This is a genomic window from Acinetobacter sp. CWB-B33 (assembly GCF_039655955.1).
Classification (GTDB): Bacteria; Pseudomonadota; Gammaproteobacteria; order Pseudomonadales; family Moraxellaceae; genus Acinetobacter; species Acinetobacter bouvetii.
Map to the genome: position 1 here is coordinate 35277 of NZ_JAGFEU010000008.1, position 18748 is coordinate 54024.

Annotated in this window: 19 protein-coding genes; all 19 read left to right on the forward strand. The window is 47.4% G+C overall.

Annotation, left to right across the window (positions count from 1 at the left end):
• The first annotated feature begins 3 nt into the window (after window positions 1-3).
• Window positions 4-2307 (forward strand): bifunctional (p)ppGpp synthetase/guanosine-3',5'-bis(diphosphate) 3'-pyrophosphohydrolase, encoded by a 2304-nt coding sequence (locus JZ784_RS16500; protein ID WP_346315640.1) that lies wholly within the window; start codon window positions 4-6, stop codon window positions 2305-2307.
• Between the two features lie 195 nt (window positions 2308-2502).
• On the forward strand, window positions 2503-3123 hold the full coding sequence (locus tag JZ784_RS16505) for a beta-ketoacyl synthase chain length factor (RefSeq protein ID WP_346315641.1): 621 nt from the start codon (window positions 2503-2505) through the stop codon (window positions 3121-3123).
• The gene (locus JZ784_RS16510) at window positions 3117-3929 is read left to right on the forward strand and encodes a lysophospholipid acyltransferase family protein (protein WP_346315642.1); all 813 of its coding nucleotides are present in this window, start codon (window positions 3117-3119) and stop codon (window positions 3927-3929) included. Before JZ784_RS16505 ends, JZ784_RS16510 begins: the two co-directional genes overlap by 7 nt.
• Entirely contained in the window at window positions 3913-4173 is a 261-nt protein-coding gene (locus tag JZ784_RS16515) for a phosphopantetheine-binding protein (RefSeq protein ID WP_005012584.1), read from the forward strand. The genes JZ784_RS16510 and JZ784_RS16515 overlap by 17 nt, the downstream gene beginning before the upstream one ends.
• Window positions 4174-4182: 9 nt before the next feature.
• The gene (locus tag JZ784_RS16520; RefSeq protein WP_005012586.1) at window positions 4183-4431 is read left to right on the forward strand and encodes an acyl carrier protein; all 249 of its coding nucleotides are present in this window, start codon (window positions 4183-4185) and stop codon (window positions 4429-4431) included.
• Window positions 4428-4982, forward strand: a complete 555-nt coding sequence (locus JZ784_RS16525; protein ID WP_346315643.1) for a septation protein IspZ — start codon at window positions 4428-4430, stop codon at window positions 4980-4982. The genes JZ784_RS16520 and JZ784_RS16525 overlap by 4 nt, the downstream gene beginning before the upstream one ends.
• A 77-nt stretch (window positions 4983-5059) precedes the next feature.
• Complete coding sequence (locus JZ784_RS16530) at window positions 5060-6721, forward strand: AMP-binding protein (protein ID WP_346315644.1); 1662 nt, start codon at window positions 5060-5062, stop codon at window positions 6719-6721.
• A 13-nt stretch (window positions 6722-6734) separates the two neighbouring features.
• Window positions 6735-7469, forward strand: a complete 735-nt coding sequence (locus tag JZ784_RS16535; RefSeq protein ID WP_346315645.1) for a glycosyltransferase family 2 protein — start codon at window positions 6735-6737, stop codon at window positions 7467-7469.
• Window positions 7470-7486: 17 nt separating this feature from the next.
• Complete coding sequence (locus tag JZ784_RS16540; protein WP_346315646.1) at window positions 7487-8401, forward strand: acyltransferase; 915 nt, start codon at window positions 7487-7489, stop codon at window positions 8399-8401.
• A 5-nt stretch (window positions 8402-8406) separates the two neighbouring features.
• Entirely contained in the window at window positions 8407-9939 is a 1533-nt protein-coding gene (locus JZ784_RS16545) for an aromatic amino acid ammonia-lyase (RefSeq protein WP_346315647.1), read from the forward strand.
• Between the two features lie 9 nt (window positions 9940-9948).
• Window positions 9949-10368 (forward strand): acyl-CoA thioesterase, encoded by a 420-nt coding sequence (locus JZ784_RS16550; protein WP_346315648.1) that lies wholly within the window; start codon window positions 9949-9951, stop codon window positions 10366-10368.
• A 7-nt stretch (window positions 10369-10375) separates the two neighbouring features.
• Window positions 10376-11017 (forward strand): outer membrane lipoprotein carrier protein LolA, encoded by a 642-nt coding sequence (locus JZ784_RS16555; protein WP_346315649.1) that lies wholly within the window; start codon window positions 10376-10378, stop codon window positions 11015-11017.
• A complete protein-coding gene (locus tag JZ784_RS16560) occupies window positions 10992-13316 on the forward strand; it encodes a hypothetical protein (RefSeq protein ID WP_346315650.1) in 2325 nt (774 codons plus the stop codon). Before JZ784_RS16555 ends, JZ784_RS16560 begins: the two co-directional genes overlap by 26 nt.
• Window positions 13317-13334: 18 nt before the next feature.
• Window positions 13335-14636, forward strand: coding sequence for an NAD(P)/FAD-dependent oxidoreductase (locus tag JZ784_RS16565; protein WP_346315651.1), 1302 nt, complete (start codon window positions 13335-13337; stop codon window positions 14634-14636).
• Window positions 14626-15183 (forward strand): DUF3261 domain-containing protein, encoded by a 558-nt coding sequence (locus JZ784_RS16570; protein WP_346315652.1) that lies wholly within the window; start codon window positions 14626-14628, stop codon window positions 15181-15183. Before JZ784_RS16565 ends, JZ784_RS16570 begins: the two co-directional genes overlap by 11 nt.
• The gene (locus JZ784_RS16575; protein ID WP_346315653.1) at window positions 15176-16372 is read left to right on the forward strand and encodes a beta-ketoacyl-[acyl-carrier-protein] synthase family protein; all 1197 of its coding nucleotides are present in this window, start codon (window positions 15176-15178) and stop codon (window positions 16370-16372) included. The genes JZ784_RS16570 and JZ784_RS16575 overlap by 8 nt, the downstream gene beginning before the upstream one ends.
• Window positions 16369-16806 (forward strand): 3-hydroxylacyl-ACP dehydratase, encoded by a 438-nt coding sequence (locus tag JZ784_RS16580; RefSeq protein WP_346315654.1) that lies wholly within the window; start codon window positions 16369-16371, stop codon window positions 16804-16806. The genes JZ784_RS16575 and JZ784_RS16580 overlap by 4 nt, the downstream gene beginning before the upstream one ends.
• Window positions 16803-17528, forward strand: a complete 726-nt coding sequence (locus JZ784_RS16585; RefSeq protein WP_346315655.1) for a 3-ketoacyl-ACP reductase FabG2 — start codon at window positions 16803-16805, stop codon at window positions 17526-17528. Before JZ784_RS16580 ends, JZ784_RS16585 begins: the two co-directional genes overlap by 4 nt.
• The gene (locus tag JZ784_RS16590) at window positions 17528-18748 is read left to right on the forward strand and encodes a beta-ketoacyl-ACP synthase (RefSeq protein ID WP_346315656.1); all 1221 of its coding nucleotides are present in this window, start codon (window positions 17528-17530) and stop codon (window positions 18746-18748) included. The genes JZ784_RS16585 and JZ784_RS16590 overlap by 1 nt, the downstream gene beginning before the upstream one ends.

Sequence of the window (18748 nt, forward strand, 5' to 3'; positions counted from 1 at the left end):
GGTATGGTCACAGTGCGTGAACAGCTCCCGGGGCGTTTAAATGAACTGTCTCAGGAAGCGACTGTAGAACATGCCGATCAAGCATCGCATGATTTGGCGGAATGGCTGGATCGTGTGCGCGGCTTACTGGGGGCGCCCCTCAAGCAGCTTGAAGAAGTTGCGCGTTTAACCTTGCAAAGAGAGTTGGACTCTACGGTCAATCACCGTTCCAATACCTTTTATACTGGTATTGAAATGGCGGATATTTTGGCGCATCTGCATGTTGATGAAGATACGCTTTCCGCTGCGATGCTTTACCGCTGCGTGCGTGAAGGCGTCATGCCCTTGGATGAAGTGCTGGCAAAGTTTGGCGAACAAGTGCACAGCCTGGTCAAAGGCACCTTGGCGATGGGTAAGCTGTCTGAACTGATTGAGCAGAACAAGCGCCTGGAAGATCATTTTAATAATAATCAGCGCGAACATTTAAGCGGCATCTATAAGATGCTGATTTCAGTGACGGAAGATGTCCGCGTTGTACTGATCAAGCTGGCAGAGCGGACCTACGCATTGCGTGAATTGGCGCAGGCGTCACGCGAGCGTCAAGAGCGTGTGGCGCGTGAGATTCTCACCATTTATTCACCCTTGGCGCACCGTTTGGGCATTGCGCAGCTGAAATGGGAACTCGAGGATTTAGCGTTCCGCTATTTAGCGCCGGAGCGCTATAAAGAAATCGCGTCTTTATTGAATGAAAAGCGCTTAGAGCGTGAACATTACATTCAGTTTGTGATTGATAAGTTGCGCAATGAGCTGGCTGAACATGGCATTGAGGCTGAAATCAGCGGCAGGGTGAAGCACATTTATTCGATTTATCGAAAAATGAAAAGCAAGAATCTGAGTTTTGATCAGCTCTATGATATCCGCGCAGTCCGCGTATTGGTTAAAACAGTGCCTGAATGCTATCACTCTTTAGGCATTGTGCATCAAATCTGGCGCCATATTCCGCATCAGTTTGATGACTATATTACCAACCCGAAAGCCAATGGCTACCGTTCCCTGCATACTGCGGTGATTGCTGAAAATAAATCGCTTGAAGTGCAAATCCGCACCAATGCAATGCATGAAGAAGCGGAGCTGGGCGTCTGTTCGCACTTTAATTATAAAGAAGGCAGCAAAAACACCGATCAGTCGTTCAATCACCGCCTGCACTCATTGCGCGCCGTGCTTGAACACTATCAGGAGCGCAATGACGCCAGTGCGCATAAAGACGATGAATCTGAAGAGAATTTTGAGCAAATTCAAGATTTCGAAGGGTTTGAAAAAATTTATGTCTTCAGCCGGGATGGCGATATTAAAGAGCTGCCGCGCGGCTCTACCGTGCTGGATTTCGCTTATCATGTGCATACCGAAGTCGGCAACAAATGCTATGCTGCGCGGGTCAATCAGCGCTATGTGCCGCTGACCTACACCCTGAAAACCGGCGAGCAGGTTGAAATTTTAACCAAGAAAGACCGCGAGCCGAACCGTGACTGGCTGGTGAATTCTTTAGGCTATATTAAGACAGCCCGCGCGCGCGATAAGCTGCGCCATTGGTTCCGCCAGCAAGACCGCAGCAAAAACTTGGAAGTGGGCCGTGAAATTCTGAATAAAGAATTATCACGCCTGGCCATTCATCCTAAAAGCATTGATTTGAACGATTACTGCAATCACTTCAATGTGAAATCCGGTGAAGATATTCTGATCAGTCTGGTCAGCGGCGATGTCAGCCTGCATTCGTTAATGAATCAGGTCAACCGCCATATGCATCTGGATCAGGATGAGCCTGAGCTGGTGCTGAAGCCGGCCCTGAATCCGCGCGCCAGCCATACGCTGTCTGCGCACGGCATCCTGATTGACGGCTTGGACAATGTAGAACTGCATGTGGCGCAGTGCTGTCAGCCTGTGCACGGTGAAGCCATTGCCGGATACATTACCCTGAACCGCGGTGTGAGCATTCATAAAGTGGCATGTCCCGATTACGTGCGCATGATCAGTCAGGAACCGGAACGCGCGGTTGAAGCGGACTGGGAAATGCAGCCGACCCGCGGTCAGAGCGTGCAGATTGTGGTGGAAGCCTATGACCGCCGCGGCCTGCTGAAAGACCTGACACAGGTGATTTTCTCTGACCAGATCAACATCCGTCAGGTGAATACCATTTCGGAAGCTGATGGCATTGCCAATATGAAGTTGCTGATTGAAGTGAAAGGTTTGGCGCAGCTGTCGCGTTTGCTAGCCCGTTTAGAGCAGCAGCCGGGCATTATCAGCGCGCGCCGTTTCATTCAAGGCGGCTGATTCAAACGTTTGCATTAAAAAGCCTGCGCAATGCAGGCTTTTTATATTTTTGTTCTTCGGGGGGGGGACTGAAAAACAAACCTAAATATATGATATTGAAAAGGATCAATATATTTTTTGTAAAAAAAATATCGTCAATGCTATAATCCGCGCAAATACGGTACGTGAATTAAAAAGAGTAAGGAAATACAGCGCATGGTGCTATTAAATGTGTCTCAGCTGACAATGAGCCGGGAAGACGGCGTATTTCCTGCTTTAGAACACATTCCTGCGATGCAACGCCGACGCTTATCGCGTCTTGCAAAGCTAGCTTTGAATAGCGCAATGCAGACTTTAGACACCCACAAGGTCGATTATATTGTTTGGGTGTCGCAATATGGCGATGAAGCAAAAACACTAAATATTTTAGAAGATGTGTTAAGCGAGCAAACCCCTTCACCGACTCAATTTTCAACGTCGGTACATAATGCAATTTCAGGCTTATATTCTATTTTATGTCAAGATGCGACACCTGCGACCAGTTTGGCGGGTTCGTGGAATGATGGGCTAATTGAAGCCTATGCATGGTTAAAAACAAGACCAGAAGCTCGTCAGGTTTTGCTGGTGTATTATGATGAAGCCTTGCCAGAAATGTATATCGAGCATCAGTCATTTTCTACTTTTGCGATGGCCACGATGATTTCATTAACGCCTGCCAATTTGATGTTGACGCCAAAGCATACGGATTCAACGCCAGCCTATCAGCAGGCTTTAGCATTTAACACGTTTTGGACTAATCCTGAGCAAACTGAATTTGAAGCGTGGACGAAATGCTGAAATTAAATCGAATCAAGCAAAAAGCCAACTATGCATGGCGCGTTGGAGCGACAGGGTTTAGCTTTGCCAGCTTTGGCTTGGGCGGCGTGGCGATTGGTGGTTTGATTGCACCCTTGGTCAAGCTGAGCTCATCAGACCTCGAAGTTCAAAAGCAGCGCACTCAAAAGGTGATTAAACACAGTTTTAAAGGTTTTACCGAAATGATGGTGAAACTGGGCATCATGACCTATACGGTGGAAGGCTTAGACAAACTACAGCACAGCCAGCAGGAGTTGGTGATTGCCAATCATCCGACACTGATTGACGTGGTGGTTTTAATTGGTTTAATGGAGCAAGCAAACTGTGTGGTCAAGCAGGCACTGTGGTCGAATCCATTTACCAAAGGTCCTGTGCAAAGTGCGGGTTATATTTTAAATGCAGGTTCTGAACAATTTATTCAGGACTGTGTACACAAGTTACAGCAGGATCATGCGGCGTCCTTGTTGATCTTTCCTGAAGGAACACGAACGGCCAAAGGTGAGCAGCTGAATGAATTTCAGCGTGGTGCGGCCAATATTGCCCTGCGTGCAGGTGTGCCGATTCGCCCTGTGCTGATTAGCTGCACGCCATCGACCCTGACCAAAAATGAAAAGTGGTATCACATTCCAGAACAGCCTTTTCATATCCATGTGAAAGTGTTGGATGCGATCCGAGTGGAAGACGTATTGGATGATGTAACGGTCAATCCCAAAAATGTGCGTCAATTAAATCAACAATTACAGTGGTTTTTTAACCAAGAGTTATCCGTAAATGAGCAATCTTGCTGATGAATTAAAGCAAATGATTATTGATGTCCTCGCCCTTGAAGACATCCGTATTGAAGACATTGATACAGACGCACCTTTGTTTGGTGATGGTCTGGGTTTGGACTCGATTGATGCTTTAGAACTGGGTCTAGCGTTGAAAAAGCGTTATGGCATTCATCTAAATGCAGAGTCTGCAGAAACCAAAGAACATTTTAAATCAATTCAAAGCTTAGTGGCTTTGGTTGAAGCACAGAAAACAGCATAAGAGGTTGCTATGCTTGCACAAGAAACCGTGTTAGAAAAATTACGTGAGTGGATGGAAGAGCTGTTTGAAATTGCACCTGAAGATGTGCAGTTAGAGTCAAACCTAGCTTCAGACCTCGATGTAGACAGTATTGATGCCATTGATTTGGTCGTAAAAATTAAAGAGCTAACAGGTAAACAAGTCAATCCTGAAGACTTTAAAAATGTGCGTACCGTGCAAGATGTGGTGGTCGTAATTCAGAATATGTCGGCTGCATGAACAACATTCTAAAAGGGATAGCAGGGGTCGGATTGATCCTCTATCCTTTTTTTGTGGCTTATGCTTTAGCACATGGACAGTATGTCTGGGTCAGTGCGGTATTGATTGCACTGGGCATCTTGCGTCTCTTCAGTAAGGGCAATAATTTGCTGTGGCCATTGACGGGTTTTGCCATTTTATGCGGCGGGCTGAGTTTGATTTTAAAAGATCATGCGTGGCTTAAACTCTATCCTGTCTTTATGAGTCTCGGGGCGCTGTTTATTTTTGCCAGCACCTTGATTCGGCCGCCTTCAATGATTGAACGTTTTGCACGTTTGGCAGAGCCTAATTTGCCCGAAGAAGGGGTAGAATGGACCCGTCAAGTGACCAAAGTTTGGTGTGGGTTTTTCTGCATCAATGCGGTCATGGCCTTGATCACTGTTTTTTTCGCACCGATGAAGATTTGGGTGCTGTATAACGGCTTGATCTCTTATGTCTTGATGGGTGGACTGTTGCTGGGTGAGTTTGTGTTGCGCAAACGCCAGCAGCGACTGCATCAGGCACAGAAATAACAGCATTTCCGTCAGGGCAGCTGAAACAGCGGCCTCGAACTATAGCGATTAGAAATACGGTTTTAAAAACAAATTTTATGTCTTGTCATTTTCAACACCATCTCCATTCATCGCGTCCCCTGTGTATTCAGGCGGACTCCAGTTTTGTTTCCTTTCACACTTTTTGGCTGGATGTGGCTGAACAGGCAGCGCAAATTCAGCCGTTGGAACAGCCGGTATGGGCGCTTTGGCAAGAAGACAGTTACGAGTTTTTAGTGTTGCTGTTTGCGGCCTTACAGGCAGGCAAGCAAGTGCTGTTGCCGCCGCATCGGGTCAGCGACTTAGAAAAAGAATTGGCTGAGCAGCAGATTTATTTTTTAAAACGTTTGCCGTCGACAGCAGCGTCAACTTTCGAACTTCAATTTGATGCTGCCTTTTTCAATCAGGCCCAGCTGTATTTTTATACTTCGGGCTCAACTGGGCAGCCGAAAAAGATTCCGCGCACCTTGCAGCAGTTGTTCAATGAAGTCTGCGGTTTGGAAGCCAGTTTTGATTTGCCTGAGCTGGCGGTGGCGATTGCCACAGTGAGCCATCAGCATATTTATGGTTTGTTGTTTAAGCTGTTGTGGCCCTTAGCCAGTGGACGCAGTTTCTATCAAAAACAACTGGCTTTCCCTGAAGATGTGGTCGATCTTCAAAAGAAAATTGCCCATGTGCAGCTGCCCAATTATCTGATTTCCAGCCCCGCTTTGCTGAAGCGCTGGACCTCAGATGTGGTATTGCAAGACTGCCATAGGGTCTATTCCTCTGGCGGAAAGTTGGATGCTGGCGTGCGTCCTTTGCTGAACCGTCCGATTACCGAAGTGTTTGGCAGTTCTGAAACAGGCGGTATCGCTCACCGTCAGGCAGATGATGCGCTATGGACTCCCTTTGCCAATGTCGCAATTCAGTGCGCCGAGCAGCAAGAGTTAGCCGTTAAAACCAACCATGCCTTTAGCGCGGATTGGATTTTAACCGGGGATAAAGTGCAGGTCGTGGATGCACAGAATCCCAAAAGTCCGTTTCAGTTATTGGGGCGTTTGGACCGCATTGTCAAACTCGAAGAAAAGCGGTTAAGTCTCGATGCCATTGAAGCAAAAATCGCTGAGTTGGTCGAAATACAGCAGTGCCATGTCTTAATTCATGAAAAAGAACAGCGTCAGATTTTGGCAGTGGTGGCTGTGCTGACAGAGGATGCAAGGGCGTTGCTCACCGAAAAGGGCAAAGCCGCCTTTACCGTACAGTTGAAAAAACAATTACAGCAAAAACTGGAAAGCATTGCGATTCCGCGGCAGTGGCGGTTCTTAACGCAAATGCCACAAAATGCACAATCGAAGCTGAATAAACAGTATTTAAAATCACTCTTTCAGCCGATGAGCTTGCCTGTGGTATTGACGCAGCAGTGTCATGATATGCAGATCAGTTATGCTTTGGAGTTTGTGCCTGAGCTGGAATGCTTTAAAGGCCATTTCCCGAACTTCCCGATTTATCCGGGCGTAGGACAAATAGGATTTATTCAACATTTTGCCAAACAAAACTGGGCGGATTTACTGTGGTGTAATGGTTTTGAGCAGTTAAAATTTCAAGGACTGATCCAACCCTATCAAGCGGTGGAACTGGTGCTTAGCCGTAAAGCGCATAAGGTCAGTTTTGAGCTGAAAAATCATGACAAAATATTGGCATCCGGACGTTTGCTGTTTGCTGTCCCTACAGACGTTTAAGCCGAGAGAAAAAATGAAACACTGCTTTGTGATTCCTGTGTATAACCATCCGCATTATTTGGCTGCGTTATTGTCACATTTAAGCGCTTTTGAGTTGCCCATCATTATGGTGAACGATGGCAGTGATGCCGATTGTACGGCAGTTTTACATCAGCTCGCGCAGGACTACCCAAGGGTTGATTTGGTTGAACATACCCACAATCAGGGCAAGGGGCAGGCGGTGATTACAGGTCTCAAGCATGCGTTTGAATGTGGTTATAGTCATGCTTTGCAACTGGATGCCGATGGACAACATGACTGGCAGGATGTACAACGCTTTTTAGACACCTCTATCCATCATCCCGAAGCCATGATTATTGGTCAGCCGATCTTTGATGCGACCGTTCCGAAAAAACGTCTCTATGGCCGTTATGCAACGCATATTTGGGTGTGGATTAACAGCCTGTCTTTTGACATTAAAGACAGCATGTGTGGCTTCCGCGTTTATCCTTTGGCGCAGACGGTAAACATTTTAAATACAGCCAAGTTTCAACCGCGGATGGGCTTTGACTCGGAAATTTTGGTGCGTTTGAAATGGGACAATGTACCGTTTATCAACCTGCCCACGCATGTGGTTTACCCTGAAGGCGGCATTTCACATTTTGATGTTTGGCGGGACAATCTGGGCATGGTGCGCGCGCATAGCCGCTTATTGGGTGGCATGCTGCTGCGGTTCCCCAAACTGATTTATCAGAAAGTCAAAGGCTAAGGCGGTCAGAGAAGCATATGCAGAAATGGAGTGCCGTGAAAGAACGGGGCGGGATGTTGCCGCTGATGCTGATGCTGGGTTTCTACCGTTTGGGTGGGCGCTGGCTGTGCCGGGTCATCTTGTACTTTGTGATTTTATGGTACTGGCTCTTTTCCAATACCGCGCGTCAGGCTTCCCTGTTGTACTTAAAAAAACTGCATCATTTTGCAGGTGCGCAGTCGCCGTTTCAGGCTGAGCCGCAGCTGTGGCATAGCTATACGCATTTGATGCAATTTGGCGAATGTATTTTAGATAAAATTGAAGGCTGGCTCGGGCATATTCCTGAACAGAACTTAAAGCTGCATGGTCATGCGCACTTTCGTTCGCACTATCAAAAAGGTGCGGTGATTGTGGTGTCGCACTTTGGCAATATTGAATTGCTGCGCGCCGTCAAAGCAGAGCATCCGCAGAAAATTAATGTGTTGGTTTATCAAAAACATGCCACCAAGTTCAATGCATTTTTAAAAAGGCTGAATGAACATGCCGATGTCAATTTGGTTTCGGTGGATGAGTTGGGAATAGAAACAGCACTGATTTTACAGGATAAGTTGGATCAGGGTGAATGGGTGATTGTGGCGGCAGACCGCGTACCTGTGCAGTCGGATCGGGTACAATCAGTTGCTTTTTTAGGCGAGCAGGCGCTGTGGCCGCAGGGCGCATGGATTTTAGCCAGTTTATTAAAAGCTCCTGTGCTGGCGGTGTTTTGCTATCGAGTTGATACACATTTTGAAGTACATATTCACCCAGTGGCGGAGCAGTTAAATTGGCCACGTAAAGAGCGTTTACAGGCCATGCAACAGACCACACGACAGTATGTGCAACTGTTGGAACAGCATTGCATACTTGCACCCTATCAATGGTTTAATTTTTATAATTTTTGGAATAAAGGATAAGTCTTGTGTTAATTGTTGGGGAAACTCCGCTCAGTATTGAAGATGTTGTGGCTGTAGCGCGTAAAGAAAAACAGGTGGCATTGCCTACCTCTGCTGAATGGACAGCATTGATTCAACGCGGCGCAGATTTCCTCGATCAGCTGTTGCAAGACGAAGGCGTCATTTATGGCGTGACTACGGGTTATGGTGACTCGTGCTTGGTTGAAATTCCAGCCCACCAAGTGCATGAGCTGCCGCTGCATTTGTCGCGTTTTCATGGCTGCGGCATGGGGCAAAACTTAGACTTAATTACCGCACGTGCTGTGGTGGTGGTGCGTTTATGTTCTTTGGCGCGCGGTTATTCGGGTGTTTCGCATGCCTTGTTGCAGCGTTTGGTCTGGATGCTGAATGAAGATGTGATTCCTGTGATTCCCTCGGAAGGTTCGGTGGGTGCCAGTGGGGATTTGACTCCTTTATCTTATATCGCTGGGGCATTGGTCGGTGAGCGCGATGTGTACTATCAAGGCCAGATTGTACCGATTGCGCAAGTGTATGCCGAAAAAGGCTTGCAGCCTTTGGTGATGCGTCCTAAAGAAGGCTTAGCCCTGATGAATGGTACAGCGGTCATGACCGCGATTGCTTGCCTCAACTATAAAAAAGCCGAACAGATTTCTTTTGCCAGTACCTTGATTACCGCACTAAATGTTTTGGCCTTAGAGGGCAATCCAAGCCATTTTGATGAAGTCTTGTTTGCGCAAAAACCACATCCAGGACAGCAACATATTGCAGCCCAATTACGTGACTGGTTAAACAGTGAAGTACAAACTGAACACCAAAGTTCACGCCTGCAAGACCGTTATTCATTGCGCTGTGCACCGCATGTGATTGGGGTGTTTGAAGATTCTAAAGTCTGGCTGCGTCAGTTTATTGAAAATGAGCTGAACTCAAGTAATGACAACCCATTGATTGACCCTGTCAATTTGCGGGTACTGCATGGTGGACATTTCTATGGCGGACATATTGCCCAAGCTATGGACAGCCTGAAAATTATGATCGCGAATATTGCTGACTTGATGGATCGTCAGTTGGCGCAGTTGGTGGACTATAAAATGAACAATGGTTTGCCGCGTAATTTAACGGGTTCTAGTCCTGAGCGCTTGCCGCTGAACCATGGCTTTAAAGCCGTACAAATTGGGGTTTCGGCATGGACAGCAGAAGCTTTGAAACAAACACTCGCTGCGTCGATTTTCTCACGTTCAACCGAATGTCATAATCAAGACAAAGTCAGCATGGGCACCATTGCTGCGCGTGATGCCAGCCGTGTGATTACCCTGACCGAACAAGTGATTGCGGCACTCAGCTGTGCAGCGGTTCAGGCGGTCAAACTCAAAAGTGCAGATACAGAACTCAGCCCTGTTTTAACAGCATTTCAACACTGGGTGCTTCAGAGCTTCACCTATGTAGTGGAAGATCGTCCTTTGCAGCAAGAGCTTCAAGCATTGGTTAATCGCTTTGAGCAGTTAGAACTGTTAGACAGCATTGCTGTTCAATATTCATAGGAAATGAGCATGCATGCTGATGTAATCATTGAAGTGCCTTTTCATGATGTCGACACCATGAATGTGGTGTGGCACGGGCATTATTTAAAATATTTTGAAATTGCGCGCTGCAAACTGCTGGATCAATTTCACTATAACTATAACCAAATGCGCGACTCGGGCTATGCATGGCCGGTGATTGAAAGTCATGTCCGCTATGTACAAGGCATTGAGTTTGAGCAAAAAATTCGCGTGCGCGCCGTTCTGAAAGAGTGGGAAAACCGCCTAAAAATTGAATATCTGATTTTCGATGCGGTTTCGGGCAGAAAGCTGACCAAGGGCTATACTTCACAAGTGGCGGTACACATTGAAAAACGTGAAATGTGCTTCCAGTCGCCACAGGTGTTGCTGGACTGTTTACATGCGTGGCCTGAGTTTAAGGCGGAGTAATGCAAGCATGATTCGATACAAATTCCCTAAGGCGATTTTCGTTGCCTGTACAGCCAGCGTGATGATTGTGCTTGCTCCCGCAGTGAATGCACAAAATACTGAATTGAAGCAGGTGTTTGCTCAGCTTGGTGCAACGCCTGTGGTGCGTGCCCAATTTGAGCAACAGAAAAAACTGGCTTCTTTGAATAAAACCTATGTGTCCAAAGGCGCGGTGCTGTTCAGCAAAAACCAAGGCGTGCTGTGGCAGATTCAAAGTCCCGTCAAAGCCGATTTGGTGGTGACACCGCGTAAGCTGGTACAAAAGACACAGCGTACTAGCAGTCAAATTGAAGTCGATAAGACTCCTTATGGCTCTGTCGCGACGATGTTTTTACAGTTGATGTCGGGCAATGAAGCGGCACTCGATAAAAACTTTAATGTGATGTCTGCCAATTACAGTCCGGCGCAGTGGAATGTCAGCTTAACGCCGAAAAGCAATCTATTTAAAAAGCTTTTTGTCCAAGTCGATGCGCAAGGGCAGCGTTATGTGGATCGTATCACGATTTTGGAACAAGCCAATAACCGCACCATCATTCGTTTTAGCCAGCAAACGGCTCAACCTCAAACTTTAACGGCTGCGGAAAATGCGCTTTTCCAATTGGCAAAATAAATTTAGCGCCCTTTGGCTGTTGGTGTTGTGTGTCATTGCTTTGGCACTGGGCGTGGCTTGGCTGAATAAAGGCATTAAGATTGAGACCAATATTTTTGCTTTGCTGCCTGAGGCACATCAAGATGCGCATCTGGAACAAGCACAGCAATATGTCAGTCAGCAGTTAAATGACAAAGTCTTTGTGGTGCTGAATGCCAAAACGGATCAGCAACTCGAACAGGCAACGCAAGCACTCAAAACCCAAGCCGACCAAAGTCAGTTGTTTTTACCTGTTCGTCCGCAGCTTGATCCTGATCAATTTGCCCAAGCGCTGTATCAACACAAAGCAGGGCTATTATCCAAGACCGATCAGCAGATTGTGCAGGAGCAGGATGATGCCGCACTGACAGAGCAGGGCTTATTGCAACTGATGAGTCCCGGCATGCCGATCACGGCTGAAATGCTCAAGCAAGATCCCTTGCTGCTGTTCCCGCGTTATGCAGTGGGTTTAAGCGCTTTACAAAGCAATGCCGATATCAATTTAGAGCAGGGCTTTGCCACGATTCGTGATGCGCAGGGCATCTCGCGCCTGATGGTACTTCAGCTTAAAAACAGTCCCTATAACATTGCCTACCAAGAGCAGACCGCTGCATTTATCCAAAATATCAATCAGCAGTTTAGCCAGTTGCAGGTCAAACCATATTGGACGGGCACACTGCTATTTGCACAGTTCGGCACCAACTCTGCCAAAGAGGAAATTTCCACCATTGGCGTGGGTTCGACTATTGGGATTTTACTGCTGGTCTGGTTTGGCTTCCGTTCGATACGACCGATGCTGACGGAAATGGTTGCAGTCGGCTCAGGCAGTCTGGTGGCCTTTGCGGTGACGTATTGGGTTTTCGGCGAAATTCACCTGATGACACTGGTCTTTGGTGCCAGTCTGATAGGGGTCTGTGTCGATTTTTCATTTTACTTTATGGCTATGCAGTCTCAGCACCGACAGGTGGATGGATTTGCTGTTCTAAAGCCGTTATTGCCGAGTCTATTTGTGGGGCTGATGACCACGCTGTTGGCCTATGTGGTGCTGAGTTTTACCCCATTTCCAGGCTTTAAACAGATTGCGGTTTTTTCTATGGTTGGCCTGAGTGCCGCATGGGTGACCAGTATTTTACTGTTGCCACGTTTGCCTGCGCTGAATGCGGAACCTGCGATACGTGCTTTGGGCTTTATTGGCAAAGCACGCAGTTATGTGCAGAGTCGAAATACACTGCGTTATGGCATGATTGCACTGATTGTACTGGTGACGGGTAGTAGTCTCGCCTTGCTGAAAAGCAATGATGACATCCGCAATTTGCAAAGTATGGATGCTACCTTAAAGCAGGAAGATCAATATATTCGTTCGCGTTTTATGCAACAGCAAAGCAGCGAATATTTTGTGGTACAGGGCAGAACCCCAGCAGAATTAGAGCAGCATGAACAGCAACTGCTGGCAAAACTTGCTCCCTTGCAACAGGCTGGCAAGCTAGATGCTGTGCAAGCCTTAGGGCAGTGGATTCCATCGCTTGAGCAGCAAAAAAAGAATGTTGCAATGTTACAGGCGATTCCTCAGCCCGCTTTGGTGGAATATGCGCAAGCATTACAGCTCAATGTAGCGGATGTTTTAAACTGGCAAGCACATTTAAAAGACCAACCGTTGCTGACCGAAGCAGTCTTTAAAGATCATCCTCTGCATTTTTTGCAGATGAGTCCGACGCAACGTTTAGTGATGCTGCAAAATGTGCATGACGTTAAAGCCATACAGCAGCTTGAAGATGCGGATGTACAACTGTTACGTCCAGTTCATCAACTGTCTGAATTGTTTAAACAGCACCGTGAGCAGGCACAGTGGCTATTACTCAGCGCTTTGATGATTTTAGCCATTGGCTTAGGGGCACTTTATGGCAAAAAATCTATTCTGCCTTTGGTGTTGCCTGTCAGCATGGCCTTAATGACCACGTTTGCGATTCAAGCATGGCTGGGCGTCGAGATTAATTTATTCAGCATTATGGGTACCTTCCTGATCATTGGAATTGGGGTGGACTATGCAATCTTCTACTGCCACGGACATGATCACCCGCAGGTGGTGGGTATGGCTTTGTTCCTGTGCATGATGTCGACGTTTTTTAGTTTTGGTTTGCTGTCCTTTAGTCATACCTATGCTATTCACAGTTTTGGCTTAACGGTGTTGCTGGGCGTTATTTTTTCATTTATTTATGCCACACTTTTTACATCCTCCGATGCAAAACATGTGGTGGTTCAACAATATCAGCCAAAGAGCTGAGTCAAAGGGTACAGTGCAATGAGCACCATGCAACAGACAGATGTTTTAATTATTGGGGCGGGGCCATCAGGCAGTTCAGCCGCAGCTCTGCTGCGCCAAAAAGGCCATCAAGTAACGGTCATTGAAAAGCAATATTTTCCACGTTTTTCCATCGGTGAGTCTTTATTGCCGCAGTGTATGGTGTTTTTAGAAGAAGCCGGTTTATTGGAAACGATTCATGCGCATGCCGACGAATATGCCTTTCAGTTTAAAAATGGTGCGGCTTTTTTAAGAGGCACGCAGCGTAGTTTTTATGACTTTACCCAAAAGTTTAGTGAAGGCCCGGGCACCACATGGCAGGTACGACGTGCCAACTTTGACCAGCTTTTGGCACAGCAAGCTGAAAAAATGGGCGCAGACATCCGTTTTGGTCATGAAATGTTGGCGGTCGATGTCGCAACCACACAGCCGATTTTGACGGTCAAAGATGCGCAAGGCGACAGCTACCAAATTCAAGGCAAATTCCTCTTAGATGCCAGCGGTTTTGGGCGCATTTTGCCAAAGTTTCTTGACTTAGAAAGTCCATCGGACTTTCCAGTGCGCCGTGCAGTCTTTACCCATATTGAAGATGGTTTGTTGGATGACCCTGAGTTTGACCGTGAGAAAATTTTAATTACCGTGCATGAAAAAGACCACCGTGCGTGGTACTGGTTGATTCCCTTTGCTGATGGACGCTCTTCATTTGGTATCGTGGCGGAGCAAGATTTCTTTGAAAAATATGGTTATGACGGCAGTGCGGACTATGACTTAGACGCCTTGCAGAAGCGTATTCTGGCCGATGATGCCAGCTTGTCGCATGTGCTGCGTCACGCCAAACATGATACTCCTGTGCGTACTTTGGTGGGCTATTCTGCCGATGTGAAACATTTGGCATCAAACAACTATGCACTGCTGGGTAATGCTGGCGAGTTCCTCGATCCTGTCTTTTCTTCAGGGGTAACCATTGCCTTAAAATCGTCCAGTCTAGCCGTGCCATTGGTCGAGCAAGTACTGCAAGGTCAGGCGGTCGACTGGATGGAGCAATATGAAAAGCCGCTGCGTAAAGGCATTCAAGTGTTCCGTGCCTATGTCGAATCATGGTATTCAGGTGAATTTCAGGATGTGGTGTTTTCAAAGAATCAAGATGAGAAGATCCGCCGTATGATTGCTTCTTTACTGGCAGGTTATGCATGGGATACGACTAACCCGATTCATCGTAATGCCAAGCAACGCTTGAGCACTTTGGCCGAATATTGTCGAGAAGAACAACCCAACAAAGAGTCGCTGACCGATGAAACTTAAGCTGCGTTTAAAGACTGTCAGTTGGGTTTTAGCCAGTGCTTTGCTCTGTAGTGCCTGTCAAAGTTGGATCCCTAAAGCGCAAGGCTTGGCGACCCCGCAGTGGGCTGCGCAAAATTACCAACGCCAAGACCAAATTGAAGTACAGTGGAAAACCCAGAGTTTCAGTTTTTTACTGTATCAGCAGCAACGTGGACAGTCGCTTGACATGCTGGCGCTCAGCCTCACCGGACAGCAGTTATTCAAGCTCAGTTTTGATGGTCAAAAGGTAGACGTTGAACAGCGGATTGATCCAATGAAACGGTTGCCTTTTGATTATGTGGTGCGCGATATTCTGTATGCGACCTATCCAAATTTTGCTAGGTTACATGCTGCTCAAAATGCGGTCGTGCAGAAAGCCGATACCATTTATATACAGCAGCAGCCCGTGTTGAAAATTCAGCAAAATGAGGGGGTAATTGAACTGGATAATTTGCAAGTGCCTTATCAGATGGTGATCAGCGCGGTGAGCAATACTTTAGAAGATGCTCAAGGTGACCATCATGACTGAAAATGTACAGAATGCTTCAGTCGTTGGTATTCAGTTCAGTGCGGCGCTGTCGGCTTTGGGACAAAATGCCGCTGAGCTTCAACATGCCTTAACACACACAGAAAATACCCTGTCGCAACGAGAGGATCTGATTGCGGCGCGTACGGTATGGGTTGGCGCATCGAACTTAGCGTTGATACAAGACATTCCTGAAAGCTTGAGCGGTGCAGACTCACGGAATTTACGCTTTGCCCTGACGGCTCTGGCACACATTGAAACCGATATTCGTGCTTATACTGCACAGTTTTCTAGACAACGTCTTGCGGTGATTATCGGCACGTCAACTTCAGGCATCGCGGATAATGAGCCTGTATTGAAAGTCCAGTTTCAACAGCCAGCGCCGCAGTCTGTACAGCACCAAAAACAGGAAATGGGCAGTTTAGCGAAAGCCTTGCAGCAGTATTTGGGCTGGGAAGGGCCTGCCTACACCATTTCTACTGCCTGCTCCTCAGCGGCTAAAGCGCTGGCTGCGGGGCAGCGCCTGCTGAATGCCGATTTGGCCGATGCGGTCTTAGTGGGTGGAGTCGATACTCTATGCAAGCTGACCTTAAATGGATTTGATAGTTTAGAAAGCTTATCGAGCGGAATTTGTCAGCCTTGTGGTGCCAACCGTGACGGCATTAATATTGGCGAAGCCGCAGGACTATTTTTACTCTCCAAAGCGCCTGCAACTGTGATGTTGCTGTCGAGTGGCGAGTCAATGGATGCATGGCATATTTCAGCACCGCATCCAGAAGGGAAAGGGGCTGCGGAGGCGATGCAAAAAGCTTTAGACGCTGCACAGCTGCAAGCAAGCGATATTGATTATTTAAATTTGCATGGCACATCCACACCGCAAAATGATGCGATGGAAATGAAGGCGGTACAGACTATTTTCTCTGATGCAGCTGTGGCCTTGAGCAGCACCAAACATAAAACGGGGCATTGTCTGGGGGCAGCGGGTGCAATCGAAGCCTTTATTTGCCAGCAGGTTTTATTGGATCAATCTTGGTTACCGCTGCATCATGCAGGTGAATTGGACGGTGCTTTGACTGGACAAAATTATGTGCTTGCTCCTCATTTGGCTGCACCGATTCGCTATGCGATGAGTAATTCCTTTGCTTTTGGTGGCAGCAATATCAGTTTAATTTTCGGGACGGCTTTGCCATGATGGATGCAGTACAGTTTATTCCACATGAAAAACCCATGGTTTTCGTGAGCAATCTGATTGAAGCCAATGATGAGTTTGCCATTGCAGAACTTCACATCACGCCGGATTTGATGTTTTGTGAGCCAGAAGGTTTGCCCACATGGAGCAGCATTGAGCTGATGGCGCAGACTATCAGCGTCTATGCCGGTTATAAAGGACAAACTCAGGGATTGCCACCAAAAATTGGCTTTTTATTGGGAACGCGTAAAATGCAGCTGCCTTGCGCCTATTTTAGTTTGGGCACAACCGTGCGGATTCGGGTAGAACAAAGTTATCTGCACGAAGGTTTGGGGCAGTTTAATTGTGAAATTGAATATCAAGAACATCGGTTCAGCGCCATGTTGAGCGTATTTGAACCTGAAAATATGAATGAAATCATTGGAAAATTAGTGTGAGCAGAAGAATTTTAGTTACGGGTTCGAGCCGTGGAATAGGTAAAGCGATTGCTTTGGAGCTGGCAAAGGCAGGCTTTGATGTCACGGTCCATGCCCGTTCAAGACAGTCTGAGGCCGAAGCAGTGGCTCAGGAGATTCAAGCGCTTGGACAGGCCAGCCATGTATTGATGTTCGATGTGAATGAGCGTGAAAAAATTGCCGCCATTTTGGAGCAAGATATGGCACAGCACGGCGCTTTTTACGGCGCGGTGCTGAATGCAGGATTAACCCGTGATGGCGCTTTCCCCGCACTGACCGATGACGACTGGGATGACGTGGTTTCAACCTCTCTGAACGGTTTTTATAATGTGCTGAAACCCTTGATGATGCCGATGATTCGCTTGAAAAAAGGCGGACGTATTGTGACCTTGTCTTCAGTGTCAGGCATCATGGGCAACCGCGGCCAGGTCAACTATAGCGCAGCTAAAGCGGGCCTGATTGGCGCCACCAAAGCACTGGCGCTGGAATTGGCCAAACGTAAAATCATGGTGAACTGTGTGGCTCCGGGCTTGATTGAAACCGAAATGGTCACAGAAGAAGTCAAAGAACACGCCTTGAAAATGATCCCGATGCAGCGCATGGGGCAGGTGGAAGAAGTCGCAAAAGCGGTGAAGTTTTTATGCAGTGATGATGCCAGTTATATCACCCGCCAAGTGATTTCAGTCAATGGAGGCTTGATCTAATGAAACGTGTTGTAGTGACAGGCATGTCTGGGATTACCTCTTTGGGGGAAACCGCAGAGCAAATTTTTGAGCAGTTTGCACTAGGCAAAAGCGGTATTCGCTATATGCCGGACTGGGACATTTATCCCGATTTACGCAGTAAATTGGCGGGCCCGGTGGAGTCCTTTACCGTACCGAAGCATTTTAACCGCAAAGTGACCCGCGGCATGGGGCGTGTTGCCTTGATGTCAGTGGTATGCGCTGAAAAAGCCTTGGAAGATGCAAGACTGCTGAATGATGAGATTTTAAAAAGCGGTGAAACCGGGGTTGCTTTCGGTTCTTCTGCAGGCAGTGTAGATGCGGTTGCTGAATTTGGCGCAATGCTGCTGAACAGCAATATGGGCAAGATGAATGCGACGACCTACATCCGCATGATGTCGCATACCAGTGCAGTCAATATGACGGTATATTTTGGCCTGAAAGGTTTAACGCTGCCGACCTCCAGCGCCTGTACTTCAGGTTCCATGGCCATTGGCCAGGCTTATGAAGCGATTAAATACGGCAAGCAAACCGTGATGATTGCCGGCGGGGCAGAAGAGCTCAGCGCGGCGGGTTCAGCCGTGTTTGATGTGCTGCTGGCGACCAGTACGCAAAATGACACCCCAGAGACAACCCCGCGTCCCTTTGATGCAAAGCGGGATGGTTTGGTGGTGGGTGAAGGCGCTGGCTGTTTGATTTTAGAAGAATATGAACATGCCCAAGCGCGCGGGGCGACCATTTATGCCGAGGTCATCGGTTATGGCAGCAATACCGACGGTCAGCACGTGACCCGGCCTGATTCTGAAATGATGGGGCGCTGTATGCAGCTGGCGCTGAAAGACGCACAGCTTGCTGCTGCGGATATTGATTATGTCAATGCGCATGGCACCTCAACCGATCAAGGCGATATTGCCGAATCACAAGCGACCGCGCGGATCTTGGGTAAAAAATCGATCAGCTCATTAAAAAGTTATTTTGGGCATACACTCGGGGCGTGCGGGGCCATTGAGGCATGGCTGAGTATTGAGATGATGCTGCGCAATCAGCTGGTGCCTACGCTGAATTTAAATCAGCTTGACAGCGGCTGCGGTGATTTGGATTATATCGTCAATGAAATGCGTTCAGCAGAAACGCACATCATGATGAGCAACAATTTTGCTTTTGGAGGAATCAATACCTCCCTGATTTTTAAACGTGTCTGA

Excerpts from the sequence above, each read along its gene's own strand:
- JZ784_RS16570 (WP_346315652.1), top strand. The coding sequence starts at position 14,626 with ATGAAACTTAAGCTGCGTTTAAAGACTGTCAGTTGGGTTTTAGCCAGT.
- JZ784_RS16575 (WP_346315653.1), top strand. The coding sequence starts at position 15,176 with ATGACTGAAAATGTACAGAATGCTTCAGTCGTTGGTATTCAGTTCAGT.
- JZ784_RS16530 (WP_346315644.1), top strand. The coding sequence starts at position 5,060 with ATGTCTTGTCATTTTCAACACCATCTCCATTCATCGCGTCCCCTGTGT.
- JZ784_RS16580 (WP_346315654.1), top strand. The coding sequence starts at position 16,369 with ATGATGGATGCAGTACAGTTTATTCCACATGAAAAACCCATGGTTTTC.
- JZ784_RS16590 (WP_346315656.1), top strand. The coding sequence starts at position 17,528 with ATGAAACGTGTTGTAGTGACAGGCATGTCTGGGATTACCTCTTTGGGG.
- JZ784_RS16520 (WP_005012586.1), top strand. The coding sequence starts at position 4,183 with ATGCTTGCACAAGAAACCGTGTTAGAAAAATTACGTGAGTGGATGGAA.
- JZ784_RS16560 (WP_346315650.1), top strand. The coding sequence starts at position 10,992 with ATGCGCTTTTCCAATTGGCAAAATAAATTTAGCGCCCTTTGGCTGTTG.
- JZ784_RS16565 (WP_346315651.1), top strand. The coding sequence starts at position 13,335 with ATGAGCACCATGCAACAGACAGATGTTTTAATTATTGGGGCGGGGCCA.
- JZ784_RS16525 (WP_346315643.1), top strand. The coding sequence starts at position 4,428 with ATGAACAACATTCTAAAAGGGATAGCAGGGGTCGGATTGATCCTCTAT.
- JZ784_RS16555 (WP_346315649.1), top strand. The coding sequence starts at position 10,376 with ATGATTCGATACAAATTCCCTAAGGCGATTTTCGTTGCCTGTACAGCC.
- JZ784_RS16500 (WP_346315640.1), top strand. The coding sequence starts at position 4 with ATGGTCACAGTGCGTGAACAGCTCCCGGGGCGTTTAAATGAACTGTCT.
- JZ784_RS16550 (WP_346315648.1), top strand. The coding sequence starts at position 9,949 with ATGCATGCTGATGTAATCATTGAAGTGCCTTTTCATGATGTCGACACC.
- JZ784_RS16505 (WP_346315641.1), top strand. The coding sequence starts at position 2,503 with ATGGTGCTATTAAATGTGTCTCAGCTGACAATGAGCCGGGAAGACGGC.
- JZ784_RS16535 (WP_346315645.1), top strand. The coding sequence starts at position 6,735 with ATGAAACACTGCTTTGTGATTCCTGTGTATAACCATCCGCATTATTTG.
- JZ784_RS16510 (WP_346315642.1), top strand. The coding sequence starts at position 3,117 with ATGCTGAAATTAAATCGAATCAAGCAAAAAGCCAACTATGCATGGCGC.
- JZ784_RS16540 (WP_346315646.1), top strand. The coding sequence starts at position 7,487 with ATGCAGAAATGGAGTGCCGTGAAAGAACGGGGCGGGATGTTGCCGCTG.
- JZ784_RS16515 (WP_005012584.1), top strand. The coding sequence starts at position 3,913 with ATGAGCAATCTTGCTGATGAATTAAAGCAAATGATTATTGATGTCCTC.